14 protein-coding genes are annotated in these 21,658 nt (G+C 61.3%); 3 read left to right on the plus strand and 11 right to left on the minus strand.

Going from position 1 to position 21,658, the window contains the following annotated elements; translation table 11 throughout:
* The 5 genes from P5540_14280 to P5540_14300 all read right to left on the minus strand — a co-directional run.
* Nucleotides 1–1,009, minus strand: a 1,009-nt coding sequence (locus P5540_14280) for a hypothetical protein (GenBank protein HRT65982.1), incomplete at its 3' end; no start/stop codon positions are given.
* Nucleotides 1,010–1,245: 236 nt separating this feature from the next.
* Nucleotides 1,246–1,431, minus strand: a complete 186-nt coding sequence (locus tag P5540_14285) for a hypothetical protein (GenBank protein HRT65983.1) — start codon at nucleotides 1,429–1,431, stop codon at nucleotides 1,246–1,248.
* 14 nt (nucleotides 1,432–1,445) lie between these two features.
* Entirely contained in the window at nucleotides 1,446–2,636 is a 1,191-nt protein-coding gene (locus P5540_14290) for a uroporphyrinogen decarboxylase family protein (GenBank protein ID HRT65984.1), read from the minus strand.
* A 147-nt stretch (nucleotides 2,637–2,783) separates the two neighbouring features.
* Nucleotides 2,784–4,397: a putative Ig domain-containing protein gene (locus tag P5540_14295; GenBank protein ID HRT65985.1), complete on the minus strand. Its 1,614-nt coding sequence runs from the start codon at nucleotides 4,395–4,397 to the stop codon at nucleotides 2,784–2,786.
* 75 nt (nucleotides 4,398–4,472) lie between these two features.
* Nucleotides 4,473–5,867: an arylsulfatase gene (locus P5540_14300; protein HRT65986.1), complete on the minus strand. Its 1,395-nt coding sequence runs from the start codon at nucleotides 5,865–5,867 to the stop codon at nucleotides 4,473–4,475.
* Nucleotides 5,868–6,215: 348 nt separating this feature from the next.
* Between P5540_14300 and P5540_14305 the strand changes: the two genes are divergently transcribed.
* The gene (locus tag P5540_14305; protein ID HRT65987.1) at nucleotides 6,216–8,945 is read left to right on the plus strand and encodes a right-handed parallel beta-helix repeat-containing protein; all 2,730 of its coding nucleotides are present in this window, start codon (nucleotides 6,216–6,218) and stop codon (nucleotides 8,943–8,945) included.
* Nucleotides 8,946–9,080: 135 nt separating this feature from the next.
* Here P5540_14305 and P5540_14310 read toward each other — a convergent pair whose 3' ends face one another.
* Nucleotides 9,081–11,555, minus strand: a complete 2,475-nt coding sequence (locus tag P5540_14310; GenBank protein HRT65988.1) for a galactokinase family protein — start codon at nucleotides 11,553–11,555, stop codon at nucleotides 9,081–9,083.
* A gap of 184 nt (nucleotides 11,556–11,739) precedes the next feature.
* On the opposite strand from P5540_14310, the gene mnmG reads away from it, so the two are divergent.
* Together mnmG and P5540_14320 are read left to right on the plus strand one after the other, a co-directional pair.
* Nucleotides 11,740–13,611, plus strand: a complete 1,872-nt coding sequence (mnmG, locus tag P5540_14315) for a tRNA uridine-5-carboxymethylaminomethyl(34) synthesis enzyme MnmG (protein HRT65989.1) — start codon at nucleotides 11,740–11,742, stop codon at nucleotides 13,609–13,611.
* Nucleotides 13,611–15,065, plus strand: a complete 1,455-nt coding sequence (locus tag P5540_14320; protein HRT65990.1) for a radical SAM protein — start codon at nucleotides 13,611–13,613, stop codon at nucleotides 15,063–15,065. The genes mnmG and P5540_14320 overlap by 1 nt, the downstream gene beginning before the upstream one ends.
* Nucleotides 15,066–15,073: 8 nt before the next feature.
* Here P5540_14320 and P5540_14325 read toward each other — a convergent pair whose 3' ends face one another.
* The 5 genes from P5540_14325 to pdxB all read right to left on the minus strand — a co-directional run bounded on the left by P5540_14325 (nucleotide 15,074) and on the right by pdxB (nucleotide 21,414).
* Nucleotides 15,074–16,837 carry a sodium:solute symporter gene (locus P5540_14325; GenBank protein ID HRT65991.1) on the minus strand — a complete coding sequence of 588 codons (1,764 nt, stop codon included), beginning with the start codon at nucleotides 16,835–16,837 and terminating at the stop codon, nucleotides 15,074–15,076.
* A gap of 75 nt (nucleotides 16,838–16,912) precedes the next feature.
* Nucleotides 16,913–18,199 (minus strand): diphosphate--fructose-6-phosphate 1-phosphotransferase, encoded by a 1,287-nt coding sequence (locus P5540_14330; GenBank protein ID HRT65992.1) that lies wholly within the window; start codon nucleotides 18,197–18,199, stop codon nucleotides 16,913–16,915.
* A 77-nt stretch (nucleotides 18,200–18,276) separates the two neighbouring features.
* Entirely contained in the window at nucleotides 18,277–18,894 is a 618-nt protein-coding gene (locus P5540_14335) for a tetratricopeptide repeat protein (protein HRT65993.1), read from the minus strand.
* Between the two features lie 112 nt (nucleotides 18,895–19,006).
* Nucleotides 19,007–20,257, minus strand: a complete 1,251-nt coding sequence (locus tag P5540_14340; protein ID HRT65994.1) for a lactate racemase domain-containing protein — start codon at nucleotides 20,255–20,257, stop codon at nucleotides 19,007–19,009.
* Complete coding sequence (pdxB, locus tag P5540_14345; protein HRT65995.1) at nucleotides 20,254–21,414, minus strand: 4-phosphoerythronate dehydrogenase PdxB; 1,161 nt, start codon at nucleotides 21,412–21,414, stop codon at nucleotides 20,254–20,256. Before pdxB ends, P5540_14340 begins: the two co-directional genes overlap by 4 nt.
* Between the last annotated feature and the right edge of the window lie 244 nt (nucleotides 21,415–21,658).

Genomic DNA, 21,658 nt, shown 5'->3' on the forward strand with positions numbered 1-21,658 from the left:
CACCGCCACCACCCGAACCGGCCACGAGATTGAGCGTACTGGCCAGCGTCGTATTGGCATATTCCGCCGTGGCGCCTTGGGAACCGGCTTGGCCAGTGCCGCCGTCATTGCCGGGGCCGCCGGAGTTGCCGGGGTTATTGGTCCCATTGGCGCCGCCCAATCCCAATTTCAAATGAATATCAATGGTGCCTATGATGCCCGTATCCACGGGATAGGTAACAACCGTTTCGGATCGCAAGCCGCCGGGGGCTTGGCCCGTCTGGCCGCCGCCCGTCCCCCGCGTGCCGCCGTCCAGTCCAATGCCGCCGGAACCGCCGCCGCCGCCCGCCGGAGCCGGGGTACCCCCGAATCCCGCGCCGCCCGCGCCGCCGTTACCGCCGCTTGCAGCGGCCGAAACGCCGGGGCTTCCAGGCTGGCCGTCTATGCCGGGTCCGCCCGCGCCACCGTCGCCGCCATAGGTCCGCCCGCCGCCGTCATTCTCGCCGCCGCCACCGCCGCCACCACCCGAACCGCCCGCGCCGCCCGCGCCGCCCGCGCCGCCGCCGCCGCCCGCGCTGCCCGATCCACGGGAACCGCGCGTGCCGCCGCCAAGCATCCCCGGAGGCGCATTGATGGATGCGCCCCATATCATGTCGTTGGCGGAAACGATGGACAGGGGCCGCTGCCCCGTGACCGTCACGGTCGTCCCATCCGGCACTTCCACATAATCGAAATAAAAGATGGCCACTTCGCCTTGCCCATAATCTCTCGCCACGCCGGTATAGGTTCCAATGCCGACGACCGTCAGGGTCGGCGCGGCGCCGCCGGACGTCTTGGTGTCAATGTTGACCGTGGCGCTGGGCGAAACGGCCAGCGATCCAAGACTTGGCACGCCGGGATTCACGTACAAATCGCTCAGACTGGCCGCATGCGCGGCTCCCATGAAGACGGCCATGCAGAAAGCAAAGGCGGCCGCCATGCGCCAATTGGCGCCTTGTGTTTTGCGTGAAGTCGGGAACGGACGGTTCATGGTTTCCACTCTCCATAGATGTTCTTGCCGCTGAATCACTGCAACCATTATAAAAATGACCTATCTGTGCCCATCACAGACAGCTATGGAACCATTCGCAAGAATGGCTTTACCCATCTCTTCATTCAAACCTGATTATACAATGGAATTAGGAAAAAACGCCAGCATTTTTTCAAAAAAATGCCGGTAGCGCATTTCCGCCGGATGCCTGAAAAACACAGAAAACGCATTCTGTGTCAGAACGACACGAGGCAGTGCCAGATGTAGACGTATCCGAGAGCATCCACATCTTCCCAGATTTTGCGCACGAGTTCCGCATCGCCCTTGATCTCGCCGAGTTCACGGCGCTTGTCTTCCCAAGAAATGCACACACCGGGTTTGCGGTTCGGCGCGATGGGTTGATTAGTGTCCATGGCTTTCATATTTATTCCTTTTTTCAGTAAACGCCGTATTCTCGCGTGAAATCAGTCATGGCGCGGACATTTTCAATCTGTGCATCATCCTGGATGATGGCGCTGGCATCCATGACATAGCCACCGTCGCGGGCAACACCATCAATCACTTTTTTACAATACCCGCGAACTTCGTCCGGTGTGCCGACGCCGAGCAGGTAATTCGGAATGCCGCCGCTCAGACAGAACTTGTGGCCGATCTTTCGGTGCGTTTCGAAGATGTCGCCGCGGTCCACATGATAGATAATGCTGCCCTCCGGCAATTCCGAGAACGCATCGAGATGCGCGCCCCAATCCCCTTCCGCGTAGAAGAGCACCTGATGACCCTTCGCCCAAATCTCCTCGATGATCGGCTTGAGCGTCGGCCAGTAGATTTGGTCGAAAACGTCTTTCGAGACGAAAGGCACGCAGCCGCGGTGCATCCAGATTGTAATCGGCACGTTCTTTTCAACATCCGCACCGGACAAGGCCACCCACAGTAAATGCGGCATGAGCGCCTCGCAGGCCTTGAGGACTTCGTCGCGCCGCACGAGCAGGTCCATGGTCAGTCCCATGTATCCGCGCAGTTTGTCGCCGAGAATGTCGAGCGGCGCTTTCAGGATGCCCGCGATGGCGCCGGGCGTGCCGGATTCCGCCCGGAGTTGCGCGGCCTGGGTGGCGAACCCGCCGAAATAGTTCATCATCGCCATGCCGCCCTTGAGAAACGACAAGTTGTTGCGGAACGTCGCGGGCGCGCCCGGCGCGACCACGTCCGCCGACACGCGCGGCAGCCAGACGTTGAACAGAAACCCGGTCGGGTCTTCGATCAACAGCGGATACTCGTCCTCGCGCATGTGCGCGTTGTCCTCAGACGGTTCCCGGTATTGAAACCCCGTGTTCGGCGGCACGTCAATGCCGGGCACGCCGTAGTATTTCAGGCCGATGGCCTGCGTCAGGCCCGTCCAGACATACACCATGTTGCCGACGACCGCGTCCCAGTCGAAATCCGCCGCGCACTTTCGCGCTGCCTCGAAGGCCTTGTTGAAGTCGTGCGTGACCTCTTGGCAGGTGAAACCGGCGTATTTCGCGGCGAATTCCGCCACAAAGGGACGAATCGGTATCATGTCCGGCTTGCCGTTGCGCAGCGCCGTCGTATAGCGTTTCAGGCGATCCTGGTAGCGTTGTTCCATGTCCATGGGGCGAATCTCCTTCTCGATGATCAGACCGATCGGACGGATCGGACCGCTCGGTTCTAACGCGGCTCAGCCGCAAGGCCTCAATCAAGGATATGATTTCTTTGTCCGCAACTTCTGTGTACCATGCACAGAAGTTGCGGACAGAAACTATTTAAGCACCGGCCTCCCGATTTTCAGCAACGCCGCGCCATGGGGCGGCAGCATCGCGCTGAATGCCCCATCATAATCGCCGAGGTCCCTGTGGCGCCACACATCGCGCACGGGCTGCGGTCCTTCGAGACCGAGCACGTCCCACGTCGCCGCGATGACGCCGCGCACGTCGCCGCGATTGAACAGGCCGACGGCCAACGTGCCATCGCTCAGCGGCCGCGCCCATACGTCGCCCCACGCCTGGGGTTTTCGTTTCACAAGCCCTTCGGCGAATGTCCCCTCGAGCCACTTCGCCATGGGGACAATCGTGTTGCACTGCGCGACGCGCGACGCCGCCCGGCCCAGCGGATCCTGATTGATGTCAATCATCTCGTCGTTCGTGAGCAGGTCGAGCGTGAACGGATCGATCTTCGACAGGTCGCATCCAATCAGTAGCGGCGCGGCCAGCAACGCCCACAGCGAGAGATGCGTGACCTGCTCCGCAGGCGTCAATCGCGACGGATGCGGCGGATCGTTGCTCCAGTTGACGTGGCCGACCACGAGCATGTCCGGATCGATCCAATGGCCCGGTCCCGCGTCCCCTTCGCGCCCCGCCTGCGAAAAACCGTTTTCGGACATGCGCGCCCACGTGTCGCGGATATCGGATGCCGTCCGCCACAGATTGATGTGGAACGCGGGCGCCCATTTTCCGACATCGGCGATTCCGCCCTGCGCGATGCTGTACACGATGTCGCGTCCGCATGTTTCCAGGGCCTCGGCCATTATGCGAAACGGCTTTTGCGCCTCTTCGAGATTGAACGACGCCACCCGGTACGAACACCAGTCGTACTTGAGGTAATCGGCGCCCCATTCCGCGAACATGCGGGCGTCCTGCGCCTCAAAGCCGAGGCTGCCCGCGTATCCCGCGCAGGTTTCCTGGCCCGGCGATGAATAGACGCCGAATCGCAGGCCCTTCGCGTGGACGTAATCGGCGAGCGCCGCCATGTCCGGGAAACGGTCGTTCGTGTGAAGCACGCCGCCGGCGTCGCGCTCGCCCTGCCAACAGTCGTCCACGTTGATGTACTGGTAACCGTGCGCGGCGAGGCCGCTCTTGATCATCCAGTCCGCCGCATCGCGGATTTTGGCGTCGTCCGGATGCCGCCACCAGACATTCCACGAATTCCAGCCCATCGGCGGCGTCAACGCAAGCATGTGGTCGCCGGCGACGATGGCCAGATCGCGCGTGGCGCGTCCCCGCCCGTTTTGGACTTCGAGTGTAACCATGTATTTGCCCGCGGCCTGTACCGCGCCGGAAATGATGCCCGTCGCCTCGTCGAGCGCGAGTCCCGGCGGCAGGTTGCTGGCCGTATGGGACAACGGCGGTTCGCCCGTCGCGGGTATCAGGAAGAGAAACGGCCGCCCCGGCGTCGTGCCCGTCACGCGCGGCCCGTGAATTGCCGGCGCCAACGATTCCACATGCACGATCAACGGCTCGGCATCGCCCGCATACGGATCGGCGGCACACGCGACAAACACCGGAAATGTCGTCACGCAGGACACGAAGAACACGAAAAAAGCAAGGTCTTTTTTTATGCGGCGCCCCCGCCTTTCTCCCAACGACCCAGATTTCATTCTCCGTTCCTTCCGCAACTTCGCGTTTTTCACGTCCTTCGTGGCGACAAGATCAGTCTGGACAATACCCCAAGGTTATTTGACCGGCCAATGTTCGGAGATGGTCCGGGCTGACCTGAGGTATTTCTCGATCCGTTCGACGATCTTCGGGTGGTCGGACGCCACATTGTTTTTTTCGCCGATGTCCTTGGAAAGGTCGTAGAGTTCGAGGGGCTGGTCCTTTCCAAGGCTCACCGCCTTCCAATCGCCCATGCGTACGGCGCGCGTAAAACCCCTCTCATGGAATTCCCAATACAGAAACTCGTGGATTTGTTTCGTTTCGCCGAGCAGGAGCGGCAACGCGGAACGTCCATCAAGGCCCTGCGGCGCGGGTACGCCGGCCAATTCGGCGGCTGTCGGCAGAAAATCCCAGAAAGCCCACACCTGGTCGCTCCGGCCCCTCGGAACGACGCCCGGCCAGCGCGCGATCATCGGGACACGGATGCCGCCTTCGTACAGGTCGCGCTTGATTCCGCGCAACGGCCCGGAGCTCTGGAAGAATTCCGGCGGCGCGCCGCCTTCCTTGTGCGGACCGTTGTCGCTTGTGAAGAAGACGATCGTGTTTTCGTCAAGTCCGAGTTCCCGCAATTTTGCAAGCAGACGCCCGACATCCCGGTCGAGCCGCGAAATGAGCGCGGCCTTGCCCTTTTGTGGATTGGGCCACGGTTTGTTCGCGTATTCCCCGTAGTCTGGAACTTCCATGCCGTCGCCGGTCGCCGCGCCTTTCTCGTTGTTCGCGTGCGGGATCGTGTAGGCAAGATAGAGAAAAAAAGGGCCGTTCTTGTGACGTTCGATAAACGACAACGCCTCTTCCGTAAACAGATCGTTCGAGAAGGTCTTGCATTCGGCGCAGACGCCGGGCTTGTCCGGACGTTCGGTATTGCCCTCGATGGGCACGCGCGTCGTGTTGCGCCAGAGATACGTCGGATACGTGTTGTGCGCATGGTTTTGGTTCAAATAGCCGAAGAATTCGTCGAAGCCCTTGCGGTTCGGCACGCCCGTGGTATCCGGCTCGCCAAGCCCCCATTTGCCCACAAGGCCCGTGGCATATCCGGCCTTCTTGAGCGTTTCGGCGACGGTCGTGTCGCCCGGGCGCAGCGGGATGCGCGCATTGCCCCGTATGAACGCGTGGCCCATGTGCATGCCGGTCATCAGCGCGCACCGCGACGGCGCGCATACCGTGCTGCCCGCGTAACATTGCGTGAACCGGATGCCCTCCGCCGCCATGGCGTCGAGATGCGGCGTCTTGATCATCCGCTGGCCGTAACAGCCGAGATCTCCGTAGCCCAAATCGTCCGCAAGGATGAACACGATATTGGGCTTGGATTTCGGGACACGCGGCGCCGCCGTCGCGCAACCGCTCCACGCGAGGCCGCCCGCCACTCCCGCGCCCAGAACCTGCAACATTTTCCGCCGACTGATTGTGCTCATGATCGCATTCTCCGAATACCGGCAATACGCCGCGACCAGTATAGAAACATAGCAACCGAAACTGCAAAGGATTTCGCGCCTAATAATTGGTTCAGGCTCGCCGATAGGCCCGAAAGCCGACAAGGATGCCGCTTGCCGGGAGACGTCCTTCTGCATATTTGAGTATGTTGCTCTTGATCGGAAAAGCGGCAAGATGCCGCTTCGGCCGTAGACGCGACATCCTTGCCGCGTTCTTTACACGCGGCGTGCCCGGGGTTTCTTCGCAGGGCCATTTGCGTTATGCTAGGCGCCGCCGCGGGAGTGTAATGTCTTTGGAGATCCGCGCGGCATGCGGACAAGGAGAACGATATGCGGACCGTGACAATTTTCATGATGATTGCAATTGCGCTTGCCGGAAGCGCATGGGCGCAGACGACGTTGCACGTCGCGCCGAACGGAAACGATGCGTGGACCGGCGCGGCGGAACGCAACGAGGAGGGCACGGACGGCCCTTTGGCGACGCTGGCCGGCGCGCGCGACCGCATTCGCGCCTTACGCGCCGGGGGCGCGCTTGCCGCGCCGGTGCGCGTCGTCCTGCGCGGCGGATCATATCCCGTGACGGAGCCGGTCGTATTCGGCCCGGAGGATTCCGGTACGAAAGACCTGCCGGTCCGTTACGAGGCCGCACCGGGCGAACAGCCGGCGATTCACGGCGGCCGTATCCTTTCGGGCTGGCGGGAGGAAGGCAATCTGTGGGCGGTGGACATCCCCGAGGTGCGCGACGGCAAGTGGTATTTCGAGTCGCTCTGGGTGAACGGCGAACGCCGGCAACCCGCGCGCACGCCGAATCCCGCGCATGCGTGGGGCGATGAGCCGGAGGATAGCGATACCTTCCACATCGCCGAATATCTCAGGGAAAACGACCCCGATACCGGCAAGGAAATTCCGAGTAAAACCCGGTTCAAATATGCCGGGGACGATCTGAAGCCGTGGGCGAACCCCGAGGACGCGGTTGTGCTCGTCTATCATTCGTGGGAAACGTCGCGGCACCGCATCAAGAACCTCGACGAGGCGAACCGCGTTGTCGAGTTTACCGGCCCTGCCGTTTGGCATTTCGGCTACTGGGGCGGCACGCCGCAGCGTTACTATGTCGAAAATATCTTCGAGGCGCTCGACCAGCCGGGCGAATGGTATCTGAACCGCAAGACCGGCGTTCTCTACTACATGCCGATGCCCGGCGAAGACATGAGGACGGCCGAGGTCGTCGCGCCGGTCGCGCGGCAATTGCTGACAATCGAAGGCAAACCCGACGAGGGCCGGTTCGTGGACTATCTGACTTTCGCCGGCATCCGGTTTCTGTATACCGATTGCCCGCTCGAACCGCAGGGCCATAGCGACGGCCAAGCGGCCGCGTCAATCCATGCGGCGGTCCAGGCCACGGGCGCGCGTTTCTGCGCTTTTGAACGCTGTGACGTCATGCACGTGAGCAACTATGGCGTGTGGTTCCGCGCGGGATGCCAGGACAACCTGCTGACGCGTTGCGAAATCGCCGATCTGGGCGCGGGCGGCGTGCGCATCGGCGAATGCGGCGATCCGCCGAACGACGCCGGGGCCGCGCTGCGCAATGTCGTGGACAACAATTTCATCCACGACGGCGGCAAAATCTTCCGGGGCGCGGTCGGCGTGTGGATCGGGCGATCGTCCTATAATCGCATCTCGCACAACGACATCTCCGATTTCCGCTATACGGGCATCTCGGTCGGCTGGTCGTGGGGCTATGCGGCCAGTTCCGCCAACCACAATATCATCGAATACAACGATGTCCACCACATCGGCCACGGCCAACTGGGCGACATGGGCGGAATTTACCTGCTCGGCGTGGCGCCGGGCACCGTCATCCAGTTCAACAAATTCCACGATGTCATGTCGTTCGCGAAAGGCTACGGCGGTTGGGGCATTTATTTCGACGAGGGCAGCACGGACCTCCTCGCGGAAAACAATATCGTCTACAACACGCTGACGGGCACGTTTCATCAGCACTACGGACGCGACAACCGCGTACAGAACAACATCTTCGCGTTCTCGCACGGACCGCAAATCATCCGGTCCCGCCCCGAAGATCACAAGTCGTTCTTCTTCGAGCGCAACATCGTACTGTTCAACAACGGGCAACTCCTCGGCAGCAATTGGGGCAACAACAACTTCTATCTGGATAAAAACTGCTATTGGGACATGTCCGGCGACGATTTCGACTTCGCCGGGCACGATTTCGACGAATGGAAAGCGCTCGGCCACGACGTACACAGCATCATCGCGGATCCATTATTCGAAAATGCGGCCGCGCTCGATTTTCGCCTGAAACCGGGTTCGCCCGCCCTGGCCATGGGGTTCGTTCCTATCGATCTGAGCCTGACGGGGTTGTACGGCGAGCCGGAATGGACATCGAAGCCATCCCGGGTAGTCCGCGAGCCGTTCCCAATGCCCAAGCCCCCCGAACCGACGGCTATCAGCCAGGATTTCGAAGGCGTTGAGACCGGCACAAAGACGCCCGGCGTCTCGACGAATGAAGAAGGCGCGGGTACGGCGCGCGTCACGGACGAAACCGCCGCCTCCGGCAAGCACAGCCTCAAGTTCACCGATGCGCCCGGCCTCGCGCATGGGTTCAACCCTCATGTCTACTATTCGCCGGCGATTATTTCGGGAACCGTCAAGGGCCGGTTTGCGTTGCGCGTCGAACCCGGCGCCGTCGTGTTTCATGAATGGCGTGATCACTGCAACCCGTATCGTGTTGGACCGAGTCTGTGGATTGACGGACAAGGCGATCTCAAGGCGGGCGGCAAAACCCTCGCCACAATCCCGCATGGCCAATGGTTTTTCCTCGAAATAACGTGCCCGCTGGGGAAGGCCGCCAACGGGATGTTTACCCTGACGATTACGCTGCCCGGCCAGACCCCGCAGTCCTTTGATGGACTCGCCTGCGGCCATCCGGCTTTCCGGCGACTGGATTGGTTCGGATTCGTCTCCAACACGAACGGCGCCAGCACGTTCTATTTGGACGACGTAACAATTGCGGCCGACAAGCCCCAAGCCGGCGGTTGAAAGCGGCTCTTTTTCGCAAGTCATGGACAAAGCGGACATTGCGGACCCCCCGCGGGCTTCAGCCGATGAACCGTTTTTTCAATCCATCCCGTCCATGGGATCCAAAGCCTTCAGTGTCTACCGGAGAAAAACCGGCTACGCATCCACAGCCAACGGGGAGCAACCGGCGATAGGGATAAAGGCCATGGCCCCCGGTTCGAGGTTGTTCGGCTCATAGTAGAGTCTGTTCATGCGCTCGATAACGGACTCTGTCGCCTCTTCCCGCGCCAGCACCATCATGCATCCGCCCAGTCCGGCGCCGGACAACTGCGCGCCCAACACCCCCGGCGTGGCCAGCGCGATGTCAACCATGGCGTCAATTTCCGGTATGCTGCACGCATAGGAACCCGGCTGGGCGAACAGTTGCCCGGCCAACACGCGATCGGGATCCTCGCTTTGCAGGTCGCCGATGCGCTCGCGCAGGGCATCGTCGTCAACGGGCGTCGAGAACGGCCGGTGGTCGGGTGTTACGACGCGGTCCCCGTCATGGGAAATGTTCATTAGCCAGCCGAGCCGTTCGATGGGACCCTGTTTCAACAGCCGGATGCAGTATTTACTGCGCTCGCATTCGGCAATCCCGAACAGGAGACGCCCCCGCAGCGCATAGGACTCGGGCGGATGGTGCATCGAGGTGATGCGATCGAAAACGTCCTTGCCCAGTTCCGCCTGGAGTTCGGCCGGGCGGATGTGTTCGGGCACGTCCAGCAGAATCCGGTACACGTCGGCGGCCCGTACACCCAATCCCGACGGGGATATGTCCCGCAGATGCCGGATTAGAAACGCATAATTGGGAAACCGTTTGCGTACGAGTTCCACGGCCAGTTCATACGACGCCACCCGCTCGTTGAAGGCGTCCCGCGCGCCGGCGGCCTTGCGCGCCTGGACCCGCGAATTGCAAATGACGAGCGAATATCCCTTGGGAAACGGCGCGTATTCCTGGATGGCAAACGGGAAGAAACCCGCATGGGCGACCTGCCCGAACTGGCTCAGTTTGACGGCCGCGTGATCGGCGCTGCCGCCGCGCGTTCCCACGAACCATTCCCCTTCACCGCACAGGTCAACCATGTCGTGGGGCGCCACGTCCAACCGGTTGGTCAGCGCCAGCGCTTCGGCCATGGCCACTACCAGCGCCGACGACGAACTCAGCCCCGCCGCCATCGGGATATCCCCGCTCACAACGCAATCCACTCCAAATATCTTGCGATCCTTGAACTCTTGCTGCAGCCGCAGCATGGGCGCTTTGAGATAGTTTCCCCAGTCGCCTTGGAGGTCGCGCACGATTTGAAGCACCGTGTCGCTGTTGACAAACTCGCGCCAATCGTCGAGCCGGACCTGCCTCAGCAAGTCATCCATCGTGAATTCGAGAGCGTCGAACGTGTCCGTATCGGCGTTGCATGCCCGCACGGTGGTATCGCGGCGCGGCCGCGCCACCAGGATATGCTCCCGGTCAATGGCCATCAGGTTGACGCATCCGCCCCGGTGATCCACATGCCGCCCCATCAAATTTACGCGGCCGGGAGCGCGAATCACCACAACTTCGCCTTCCGGGCCATAACGTTCGATGAACAAGCGCACCGCCTCGTGAAGTCGTCTCCTTTTCTCCTCGCAAAGGGAAGAATTTTGCCCGTAAATATCACCCAGCATGCGCCGGACCGCCGCGTCCGGCCTGTCGAGAAGCCGCGCCCATTCCGCAGGCGGTTTGGCCATGCGAGGGTCCAGCGGCGCCGCGTCGTGGATTTCGATCCCGAGTTTTTTCCGAAAATGTTCCTCGACTTCCAGGAGTTCCGAGGGATTGTTGAACGCAAGCACATCGTCCGGCTCGTCCACCGGGACCGGCACAACCCGTTGGCCCTGTTGCACGAGGGATGCAATCGTATCCGTCAGATACTCTTCCTTTTGGACATTGTTCTGCCCCAGACTCTCAAGCGCTTTGAAAAGCGCATCCGACCGATAGAGATAGACGGCCTGGTTGACCCATTCGACGGAATCCTCGATGTCCTGCGGCGAAAGGTCTCCGGCGCCCTCTACATGCAGGGTCCGCCCCTCTGCCTGGGCCTGTCGAAGGTCGGCCTTTTCCAAGATGCACAGCAGATGTCCGTTTTCATCCGTGATAATGCGCCCTGCTTCCGGCCAACGATTTTTCGGCGCGACCATCAGGGCCACATCGGCGCGCTCGGACTCGAATGTCCGCATCAGTTTTTCCAGGGCGCGCAATTCGACCACCTTGTCGCCCGCGATCACGAGCACCGCCCCGTCGAATTTCGTTTGCATAAGCGCCGCCGCGCCGCATCGCGTGGCATGCCCCGTCCCAAGCAGAGAGGCTTGGTACACGAAAAGGGCATCCGGGAACTTGGGACCGACCTCGTCCACCACCATGCCCGCCAAATGACCGACAACGAGAATGTTGGGCGACACGCCCAAGGCCGAAAGCCGTTCCAGCATGTGGAGGATCGCCGCCTTTCCGACGATGGGAAAACACACTTTCGGCGTGCGGGGCGCCTGCATGCGCCGGCCTTTTCCCGCACACAGAATAATCGAGGCAATGGGACATTTCGTTGAAATACGACGCATGGCAATGCTTCCTGTAATTGGAAACCCAACAAGGCATTCAAGTATAGACAGAGCGCATTCAAACTGCCAAACCGAAGAAAAACGAAATGCCCACCCAAGGCGCGCACGAAAAAGAGAAGACCCAAACCGTCCTCCCGCCACCACCCACTACTCCCGTTTGGCTTCCCGGTGGTACACTTCCCCCATGGATCGCGATTTCGACATTATCGTCATAGGCGGCGGGCATGCGGGCGTCGAGGCGGCGCTGACATGCGCGCGCAGCGGCTGCCGGACGCTTCTCGCGACAATCTATCTCGACACCATCGCGCGGATGTCGTGCAATCCCTCGATCGGCGGCGTCGCGAAGGGGCATCTCACGCGGGAGATTGACGCGCTGGGCGGCGAAATGGCGCGGTGCATCGATCGCACCGGCATCCATTTCAAGATGCTGAACGCGTCGCGTGGGCCGGCGGTGCATTCGCCGCGCGCGCAGGCGGATCGCGTCGCCTACCAGAACGACATGAAGCGGGTCTGCGAGGAACAGGAAAACCTTACGCTCAAACAGGTCATTGTGGATGATTTCATCGTGCGCAACGAGGCGGTCGCGGGCATTCGCACGACGCTGGGCGACACGATCTCCGCAAAGGCCGTCATCGTGTGCACGGGCACGTTCATGCGCGGCGTGCTGCATTTCGGCCTCGCGAGCATGGAGGGCGGACGCGGCGGGGAAATTTCCGCGAACGGCCTTTCGGACGCGTACCGCCGCCTCGGCTTCGAGGTGGGCCGGCTCAAGACCGGCACCTGTCCACGCATCCACCGGCGCGGCATCCGCACCGAAGCGCTCGAAGCGCAGCCGGGCGACGAACATCCGCGCCCGTTCTCGTTCTCGACGCCCATCGAGGGGTTCAACCCGAACCGCATCGTCTGCTGGATTGCCTATACAAACGAGGCGACGCATGCGGCCATCCGCGCGAATCTCGACCGCAGCCCCCTGTTTTCCGGAAAAATCGAAGGCGTCGGGCCACGGTATTGTCCGAGCATCGAAGACAAGGTGATGCGGTTCGCCGACAAGGATCGCCACCGCATCTTTCTCGAACCGGAGGGACTGAACACGGCGGAGGTCTATGTCAACGGCCTGTCAACGAGCCTGCCGGAAGACGTTCAACAGGCGTTTCTCCGCACGATACCGGGGCTGGAGGACGCGGAAATTCTGCGGCCCGGCTATGCGGTCGAGTACGACTTCATCCCACCGACCCAACTTACGCCGTCGCTCGAAACAAAACGGGTGCGCGGCCTGTTTCACGCCGGCCAGATCAACGGCACATCCGGGTACGAGGAGGCCGCCGCGCAGGGCCTGTTCGCCGCGTTGAACGCGGTGCGCCATATACGCGGCGAGGCGCCGCTCCACATTGGACGCAACGAGGCGTACCTCGGCGTGATGGTGGACGATCTCGTGACGCGCGGGGTCGCCGAACCATACCGCCTGTTCACGTCCCGCGCCGAATACCGTCTTCTTCTCCGCCACGACAACGCCGATGTGCGGCTTGCGCATCACGGCATCGCGGATGCGGCGTTTCGAGAACGTGTCCGTGCGAAAGAAGCCGCCGTGCGCGCTGAAATGCGGCGGCTCGAAGCAACCACGATCGTTCCGTCCGGCGAACTGAACGCGATGCTGGCGTCGCACGGTCTCGAGGCAATCGCTGCGCCGCAATCCGCCGCGCAACTGCTGCGGCGTCCGCAATGGACCCTCGCGGACGTGTGGCGAATCACGCCGCCCCCGTCGCCGTTGTCGTTCGAGGCCGCCGAACAGATCGAAATTCGCGCAAAGTACCACGGCTACATCGAACGACAAGAACGCGAGGTCGAACGAATGCGCGGCATCGAGCGCCTGCCCATCCCCGAAGGACTCGATTACTACGCCGTGCCGGGGATTCCACGCGAATGCCAAGACCGGCTCAGCCGTATCCGCCCGGTCACGTTCGGCCAAGCCTCGCGCATTTCCGGCGTCAAGCCCGCCGATATCGCCGTGCTTCACGTGTACGCGCGGAAATTCATGCGCAGCCGGGAGGACGCGTGATGCCGTTCGCCGTCCTGATCCGGCCCGCGTACGACAGCCGGAACCGATCGGCGCCGGCGGTCCCGTGGGCGTACCTGTATCTCGCGGCGGTCTTACGCGAACGCGGTATCGAGGTGGAAATTCTCGACGAGATGACCACGCCGAACCTCGAAGCGCGCCTCGAACAATCGCTTGCGAAACGGCCCGTCGCCGTGGGCATCACGGCCATGACCGGCGAACAGATCCGGCACGGCCTTCGCTGGGCGAAATACGTGCGCGAACGCGGCGGCGCGGCCATCGTGTGGGGCGGCATTCATGCAAGTCTTTTGCCCGAACAGACCGCACGCCACGCGCTTGCCGACTACGTCGTGGCCGGCGAGGGCGAATTCGCGTTCGCGGATCTTGTCGAATGCCTGGCCCGGCAGGGCAATCCCGCCGAAATTCCCGGCGTGTTTTGCGAACGAGGCGGCGAAATTCTCGGCGCGTGCCCGCAATCGTTTGTGGATCTTGCGGCGCTGCCGGAATTTCCCTACGATCTCGTTGATGTCGAGCGGTACATCACGCGGCGCCCGGATCTCGGCATTGCTCGCCATTTCGAGATATGCACCAGCCGGGGCTGCCCGCACCATTGCGGGTTTTGTTACATTGCATCGGTCCACGGCAGCCGGTGGCGGAGCCTCGAAGCCGCGGACTGCGTCGCCCGTATCAAGGCGGTTGCCCGCCGCTTCGGCGTGGACGGCATTTCCTTTCGCGAGGATAACTTTTTCGTGCAGCGGGAGCGTGTCGAAGCGATTGCGCGCGCGTTGATTACGGAGAAAGCCAACATCAAGTGGACGGCGAGTTGCCGTATCAACTACGCGGCCCGGTATACGCCGGAGTTCCTTGCGCTGCTGCGGGAAAGCGGATGCTCGCTACTGACCTTCGGCGTCGAATCCGGATCGGACCGCGTGCTTGAATTCATCCAAAAGGACATTTCGGTTGCGCAGGTGTTGAACGTCGCGCGCAAGATGTCGGAAAGCGGGATCCGGGCGACGTATCACTTTATGGGCGGTTTTCCAACCGAGACCACCGGGGAATTCCTCGAAACATGCCGCCTGATTGATGCGTTGCGCGCCATCGCGCCGGACACCGTTGTCCGCGAGATGTCCATTTTCGCGCCGTATCCGGGGATCGGCTTGATTCCGGCGTGCGCCGCGCGCGGCTACCATGAGCCGCAAACGCTCGAGGATTGGGTGGCCATGGACTGGACCCATCCGGAGCGGCCTTGGCTCTCCAGGGAACAGTCGCGCCTCATCGCGGATGCGCAGTTCCTGATTGCGCGGATTGCGCATCCGAACGCCGTGGTTCGCGCATGGGCGCAATGGCGCTGGGGGCAACTCGTGGGCAGCCGCGCCGGCATTCGGCTGGTGGAACGGCCATGGGTCGAAGCGGCGCGAAACGCCGCACGCTGGATTTTCCGGACATCCACGGGCTGAAAACGCGATCAGCCGCTGAAGTAGACGTAAGCGCAGAAAATCAGGAACACGACCAGAACGGACGCGGCGACATCGCGCCAGTCCCAACTGCCGCGCGTGCGGCGGCGGTCGTCGTCCGAAATGGACCCAAAGGTAAGCCCGCGGATCTTTTCGGGTGCGGGGGCGTCGGTCAGGTAACTGGCCGCGATCATGACGGCGGCGGATACGAGAAAGATGAGCAGGCTGTAATACTGAAAATAGGTGTTGTTGACCATCCAGAGGAAGGTGCCTTCCGTGTAGCCGTTTTCGAAACCGGCTAGGCGCAGGGCGACAGGGGTATCCACGGCAAGGCGGAACACGCCGAGCGCGAATCCGGCAATCAGCGCGGCAAGGCAGCCGTTGTGATTGAGCCGCTTCATGAACACCCCGAAAAAGAACACGACGAAGATGGGCGGGGCGAGATAGCCCTGCACGCCCTGCAAATAACCGTACAGGCCCTGCGCGCCCTGGATGACGGGAATCCACACAAGGCCGATCAGGACCATCGCGGTCGTGGCGAGACGCCCCATCCACACCAGCTGCCGCTGGCTCGCGCCGGGGCGAAATTTTGCATAGAGATCCATGGTGAACAGGGTCGAACTGGCATTGAACACGCCGGCCAGGGAACTCATCAACGCCGAGAGGAGCCCCGATACGACGAGCCCTCGCACGCCCACGGGCAGGACATGCTGGACCATGAGCGGAAAGGCCGCCTGCGCTTTGGCGGCGTCAATGTGGCCGCCGGTGTAAAGCGCGGATTGCAGGGCTTCGATTTTGCCGCTCTTGGCGAGCGCGAAACAGATCATGCCGGGGATGATGAAGATGAACACGGGCAGGAGTTTCAGAAACGCGGCGAACAGGGTCCCGCGCCGCGCCTGCTGTTCGTTCGGCGCGCCCAGCGTGCGCTGCACGATGTATTGATCGGTGCACCAGTACCAGAGTCCGATGATCGGCGCGCAAAAAAGCATTCCAACCCACGGGTAGTTGCCGTTGAAATACCACGCGATGCGATTCGCTTCCTTGACGGGCGCCCATGTGCCTTCCATCCCCGCCGGCACGAGCGGCTTCCACAGATTGAACATCTCCGGCCCGCAGATATCGCGCAGGGCGCCCCATCCGCCGAGTTTCGACAAGCCGAACACGGTCACCAGCAACGATCCGAACACAAGCACAATCGCCTGCAGGCCGTCGGCATAGGCGACCGCTCGCAACCCGCCGAACACGGTGTATAGCCCCGTCAGCACGATCACGGCAATGGAGCCGATCCAGAAACTGTCGAGGACAAACCCGCCGAAGTTCAGGCGCAGTTCCGGCAGCAAGGTCGCGAACACGACGCCGCCCGCGAAAATGCCCACCGCCACCTTGGTCAGGACATAGGCGACCAGCGAAATGATGGAAAGGACCCAGCGCGCGGTGGCATTGAAGCGCCGTTCGAGAAATTCGGGCATGGTGTAGACCATCGCGCGCGCATAGAACGGCGCCATGACCCATCCCAGCACCAGCAGGCACCACGCATGCAACTCGTAATGCGCCATCGCCACGCCGTCCGTGCAGCCCGAACCGGCGAGTCCGACGAGGTGTTCCGAGCCGATGTTCGACGCGAATATGGACGCGCCGACGAGGAACCAACCAAGATTGCGCCCGGCCAGAAAATAGTCGTCGGCCGTGTCCTTGTTCTGACGGATGACCCACCATGCCAGTCCAAACAACAGCGCAAAATACGCTGCCACCACCATCCAGTCGAGCCACTGCATGCGCGTACCCCTCCGAATCGTCTTCGCGGGGAAAAGTGTACTTCATGACACCGGCCCGGCGCGAAAAACACTCCGTTATTTGCGCAATGCCTGCGGCGCATAGGCGGGCAGTTTCTTGTCCGCAAACAGGGGCTTGAAGCGTGTGAAACGCTGGCGGCCATTGACGACGGGCACACTGGCCCAGTCTTCGCCGATGAGCGGCCGGGCATACCGGACGAAATCGTCCGTCACATCTATTCCGTTCGGGGCGATCCACTCTTTCGGGAAGGTCCGCTCGGAGTTGGCGACCTTTTCGAGCGGAACCTTGTCGAATTCGACGCTGTAAATCACGCCGGGCTTGCGCAGAATCGTCGCCATCCAGCCGTTCTCGCCTTCCTGCGCAATCAACACCGCTTTCTGCCCAACCTTGTACGCCTCGTCGAGGTCCACTACGGACGCGTACAGGCAGGTGTCGCGCTGGTCGGTCCCGGAGACCTGCCCGCGCGCCGCGCCGGGAACCGGCAGTCCCTTCGCGTTGAGCATGTTGACGACCTGCTGGGCGACGGTCGTTTTCGACGCGCTGTACTGCGCGTGGCCGAAACCGTCCTTCGTGAATCCGAGATCGCCAAGGTCGAATCCCTCGCTGACGACGATGATGCAGCGTCCGCTGCGCCTGAGTTCGTCGTTGACGTAATCGCACATCGCCTCGCCCGTGACGCCCGCCTCGGCAAGGTAAATCTGGAGCGGGATCTCGCGCCGTGGATCGGCGAGGCGCGCGGCAGCGGGAATGTAGCCGATCTTCCGGCCCATCGCCTGCATCACCAGCACCGGGTCCGCCGGACACGACCCCGCGTTCTCCTCGTTGGCGTTTTGCACGACGCCCATCCAATAGCGCGCGACGCTTCCGTACCCCGGCGTGTGGTCTATCAGTTTGAATTCGGAATCGCCGACGTCGTTGTCAATCGTCTTCGGCACGCCGACCGCAACGAGGTCGAGACCGCTCTCGTTGGCCAGCACGCTGACCTTATGCGCCGTGTCCATCGAATCGTTGCCGCCGATGTAGAAGAAGTAGCCGACATCGTGCGCCTTCATCACGTCAATGACGCGCGCAAAGTCTTCGGTTTGGTTCTTCTTCAGTTTATAACGGCACGTGCCGATCGAACCGGCCGCCGGTGTGTAGCGCAGCAGCGCCACCTCCTCCGCGTCCTGCGCGGAAAGATCGAGCAATTCCTCCTTGAGCACCCCTTCAATGCCATGCCAGCCGGCGTAGACGGTTCCAAACGTCTCCGGAAATAACGCGCATGTTTCGATAATCCCGCGCAACGAACTGTTGATAACCGGACTCGGCCCGCCCGATTGGGCAACTATCACATTCTTCGGCATGATCAAACTCTCCCTTCACACTTCATCTTCGCGCAATTCTCGTGCTCCTGCTCCTGCACGTGCACGTACAATGATGCCTACTGACTACTCTTCTGTTCTTCCATCGAAGTCACAAACGACGGACGATCGGTATTTTCGATTTTCGCTTTCACTTTCTTGGCATACTCCTCGTCCGGAAATTGGGCCAAGTACGCGTTCAGCGATTCCACCGCCTGGCGCTTGTTGTTCGACAAGAACAAGGCCACCGCCCGGTTGATCACCGGATTGGAGTCTTTCGGTTTCTTTTGCGCAAGGATCGCAAACAATTCCGCCGCCTTTTCGTACTGTGCCATGGCTTCTTCGGTTTTTCCGAGTTTTTCGAGAAACAGGCCAAGCGGCACATAGGCCTCGGCATAATCCGGCTTGATCGAAACCAGTTTTTGGAGCGCCGCCGCCGCGTCTTCCGGCCGGCCCAACTGGTTCAGGATGGCCGCCTGATTGGCGTAGGCCTTGTAAAAATTCGGTTCGAGCGAAATGGCCTCGCTCACCAGCGCCAGTGCGCGCGCCGGATCTTTTTCGTTCAACGCACGCACCGCGCTGTTGTTGAGATCCGCCGCACGTTTCGACGGCTTGTAATCCTCGCTGTCCGGCGCCGAACAGGCCGACAGCAGCATCACCATGCCTATCACCAGCCCATATCTTACCGCTTTCATCATCTCCAATCCTTCGCGACAAAACGTCACGGACTTGTTTGTTGGGACTTTGAGAAACTCCTGTTACCCGTGAAAATAAGATGTCCCAAGTATACCAGTTTCCCCGCAACAATCATTATTGATGCAATCGGTAAAGGATTTCGCCGGCGTTCGGAACCAGCAACAGCCCTTCGTCTTCCTTGTCTTTCCAATCGTCGGGATTGAGCGACGCCGGATCGCGATATCCCAGGTTGATGGCGCGGCATTCGGATTCCGGTATGCCGGTCGCCAGCGTGACGGTCACGCGCGGACGTTCGACGCCGTTTTCATACGTTCCGATACCTCGAACATGCGTCGAATGCGCGAGAATGCCGCCCGGAATGTCCGCGAATTTATCCATCTGCGCAAGAAAATAGTCACGGGTGTGATAACCGATCTTCCGGATGAGCGCGCCGTGCGTGACGCTGACTTCCTTCACGTGCGGCGCATGGATAATCAACTCGCCGCCGTCCGCCACGACCGGTTCAAGTTTGTACATACACTTGCCCGCCACCCACAAATCGTCGTACATCGGCGGCGCCATCGCAAGCACACTATGGAACGGGTGGTCCTTGTATATCACATGCACCCGCGCCGACAAATCGGCCGCGGCGCTCCACGCCTCCTCCGGCGCGCCGAAGAAAATGGCGCGGGCCTTCTTCTCGACGACCGTCAGGCAGAAACAGCGCTTTTCGACGGGGATCAGCGAGGCCGCGCGGTTCACCACGGCGCGGACCGGCGTGTCCTTCGTTCCGTTGATCTTCGGATTCGTAATCAAGGCGCCCAGCCAATGAAACAGGTTCAGAATCTCCTCGCCGGCCACGCCGGGAAAGAAATATTTGTTGCCGCCGCTAAACCCGACGACCTCGTGGGGAAACACGGGGCCGACAATGCAGACAAGGTCATAATCCATGAGGCGTTTGTTCACCATGACCCGCGCGGATTGCCGCATCAGACCGTTCGACAAGCGCGCTATTTCGTCTTCGTCGAGCGTGCCGATGAAGGCCAACGCCTCGGGGTTTTGCCACTCGTGATTGTAAACGCCCACGTCCCTGTAGACGCCTTGGCGTTCCTCCGCCGAGATGCCGAGCAGGCGGTTCAACGCCTCTTCCGACATCGGCGGGTGCGTGCCGAGCGCAACCAGAAAATCAACCTGGGCTGCGCGGCCGGACAATGTCGCGCAAAGCGCACGGAACATCGCGGGCATCGGCATGCTTCGCGTGCTGTCGGGGATGACAAACAGGATTTTACGGCCATCCACGGGCGCGTCCGCGAACGCCTGCCCGACAAATGCGCGCAACTCCTCATCCGACAAGTGGGCGCCTTCGGGCGCGATTCGGGAAATCATGACGGGACACCTCCTTGCGATTCCACGACAAAGCCCAACCCCGCAAGCACGGCTTCGACGGCCGGATTGGGAGGACATATCGTCGCACGCGTGTTGAAGAATTCGCGGCGGCGCGGATATTCCTTACGTAGCCGATCGAACAATTTCGGCCTTTCTTCGGCGGATACGGACATCAATCGCCGCATGGCGGCATCATCGCGCATGATGTCGTAAACCGCGCGCACGGCATCATGCACAGCCGTCGGCGACGCGCCGTCAACGGACACCCGCGGACATTCCGGCGCGGGCAGCAACGGCGTTGCATCCCACGCGGGCCGAACGCCGAGGAATCCGCAGGCGGCCTCGTAAATTTGCCGCGTGCCGTTTACTTTTCCGTCGAACGAATAACCGGCAATATGCGGCGTTCCAATAAATGTCCTTTCCAACAAGGCAATGTCTATGTCCGGCTCGTTTTCCCAGACATCAAGAACGCAGGCGCGCAGGCGGCCTCCGTCCAATGCGCGGAGAATCGCCTTTCCATCGGCAACGGCCCCGCGAGAACTGTTGATGAGGATTGCGCCGGATTTCAGGCGGCGAAAGAACGCATCATCCGCCAGATGATGCGTGGCGTACGGGCCTTCTTTCGTCAGCGGAACATGCAGCGTCACGATGTCGCAATCGAAAATCTCATCGATTGGGCGGTATCGCGTGTCGCCGGTCTGCCGCGCCAACGGCGGATCGTTCAGAACAGTCGTCATACCCAGGGCGCGTGCAGCGCGATCCACGCGGCCGCCGACATTCCCCACGCCGACGATACCCAGTTTCAGACGAGCGAGGTCCAATGCGAATCGTTCGGCGATTCGCAGCAGCGCCGCCGAAACATATTGGCACACGCTGCCGGCGTTGGATCCCGGCGCGCTCGAAAACGCGATGTTTCGCGAAGCCAGATACGCCTTGTCCACATGGTCCTCGCCGATGGTGGCCGTCGCAACGAATCGCACCGCGCTTCCGTCGAGCAGATCCGCGTTGACCTTCGTAATGGATCGGACCAGCAGCATATCCGCGCCACGCACCCGTTCCGGAGAAATCGCGCGCCCCGAAACGGCCGCCACCTCGCCCAGCGAGGCAAACGCCTCGCGCACATACGGGATGTTTTCATCAGCCAAAATGTTCATCATGCAAGCATCTTTGGGCTTGAAACGGGAAAGGCCATCGGAGACCATGAAAACGGGACACAAAACACTATTGCCAATCACAACTCCAAACGTCCAACTCCCGCTATTCTACGCGAAGAATACACGCGTCTCCAACCGCGCCATTGGATATCAACTATGCCACCGCACGAAAAGGCTTCTGCAAAGCCGGCTTGATCGAACGGGGTGACGAAAAAGCGGCAAGATGACGCTTCCACTGTAGACACGG

This window comes from Candidatus Hydrogenedentota bacterium (genome assembly GCA_035450225.1).
In the GTDB taxonomy this organism is placed as follows: Bacteria; Hydrogenedentota; Hydrogenedentia; order Hydrogenedentales; family SLHB01; genus DSVR01.

Bases quoted from the DNA above. Each gene is read 5' to 3' on its own strand.
- P5540_14285 (HRT65983.1), bottom strand. From the start codon at position 1,431: ATGAAAGCCATGGACACTAATCAACCCATCGCGCCGAACCGCAAACCC.
- P5540_14290 (HRT65984.1), bottom strand. From the start codon at position 2,636: ATGGACATGGAACAACGCTACCAGGATCGCCTGAAACGCTATACGACG.
- P5540_14295 (HRT65985.1), bottom strand. From the start codon at position 4,397: ATGAAATCTGGGTCGTTGGGAGAAAGGCGGGGGCGCCGCATAAAAAAA.
- P5540_14300 (HRT65986.1), bottom strand. From the start codon at position 5,867: ATGAGCACAATCAGTCGGCGGAAAATGTTGCAGGTTCTGGGCGCGGGA.
- P5540_14305 (HRT65987.1), top strand. From the start codon at position 6,216: ATGCGGACCGTGACAATTTTCATGATGATTGCAATTGCGCTTGCCGGA.
- P5540_14310 (HRT65988.1), bottom strand. From the start codon at position 11,555: ATGCGTCGTATTTCAACGAAATGTCCCATTGCCTCGATTATTCTGTGT.
- mnmG (HRT65989.1), top strand. From the start codon at position 11,740: ATGGATCGCGATTTCGACATTATCGTCATAGGCGGCGGGCATGCGGGC.
- P5540_14320 (HRT65990.1), top strand. From the start codon at position 13,611: ATGCCGTTCGCCGTCCTGATCCGGCCCGCGTACGACAGCCGGAACCGA.
- P5540_14325 (HRT65991.1), bottom strand. From the start codon at position 16,837: ATGCAGTGGCTCGACTGGATGGTGGTGGCAGCGTATTTTGCGCTGTTG.
- P5540_14330 (HRT65992.1), bottom strand. From the start codon at position 18,199: ATGCCGAAGAATGTGATAGTTGCCCAATCGGGCGGGCCGAGTCCGGTT.
- P5540_14335 (HRT65993.1), bottom strand. From the start codon at position 18,894: ATGATGAAAGCGGTAAGATATGGGCTGGTGATAGGCATGGTGATGCTG.
- P5540_14340 (HRT65994.1), bottom strand. From the start codon at position 20,257: ATGATTTCCCGAATCGCGCCCGAAGGCGCCCACTTGTCGGATGAGGAG.
- pdxB (HRT65995.1), bottom strand. From the start codon at position 21,414: ATGATGAACATTTTGGCTGATGAAAACATCCCGTATGTGCGCGAGGCG.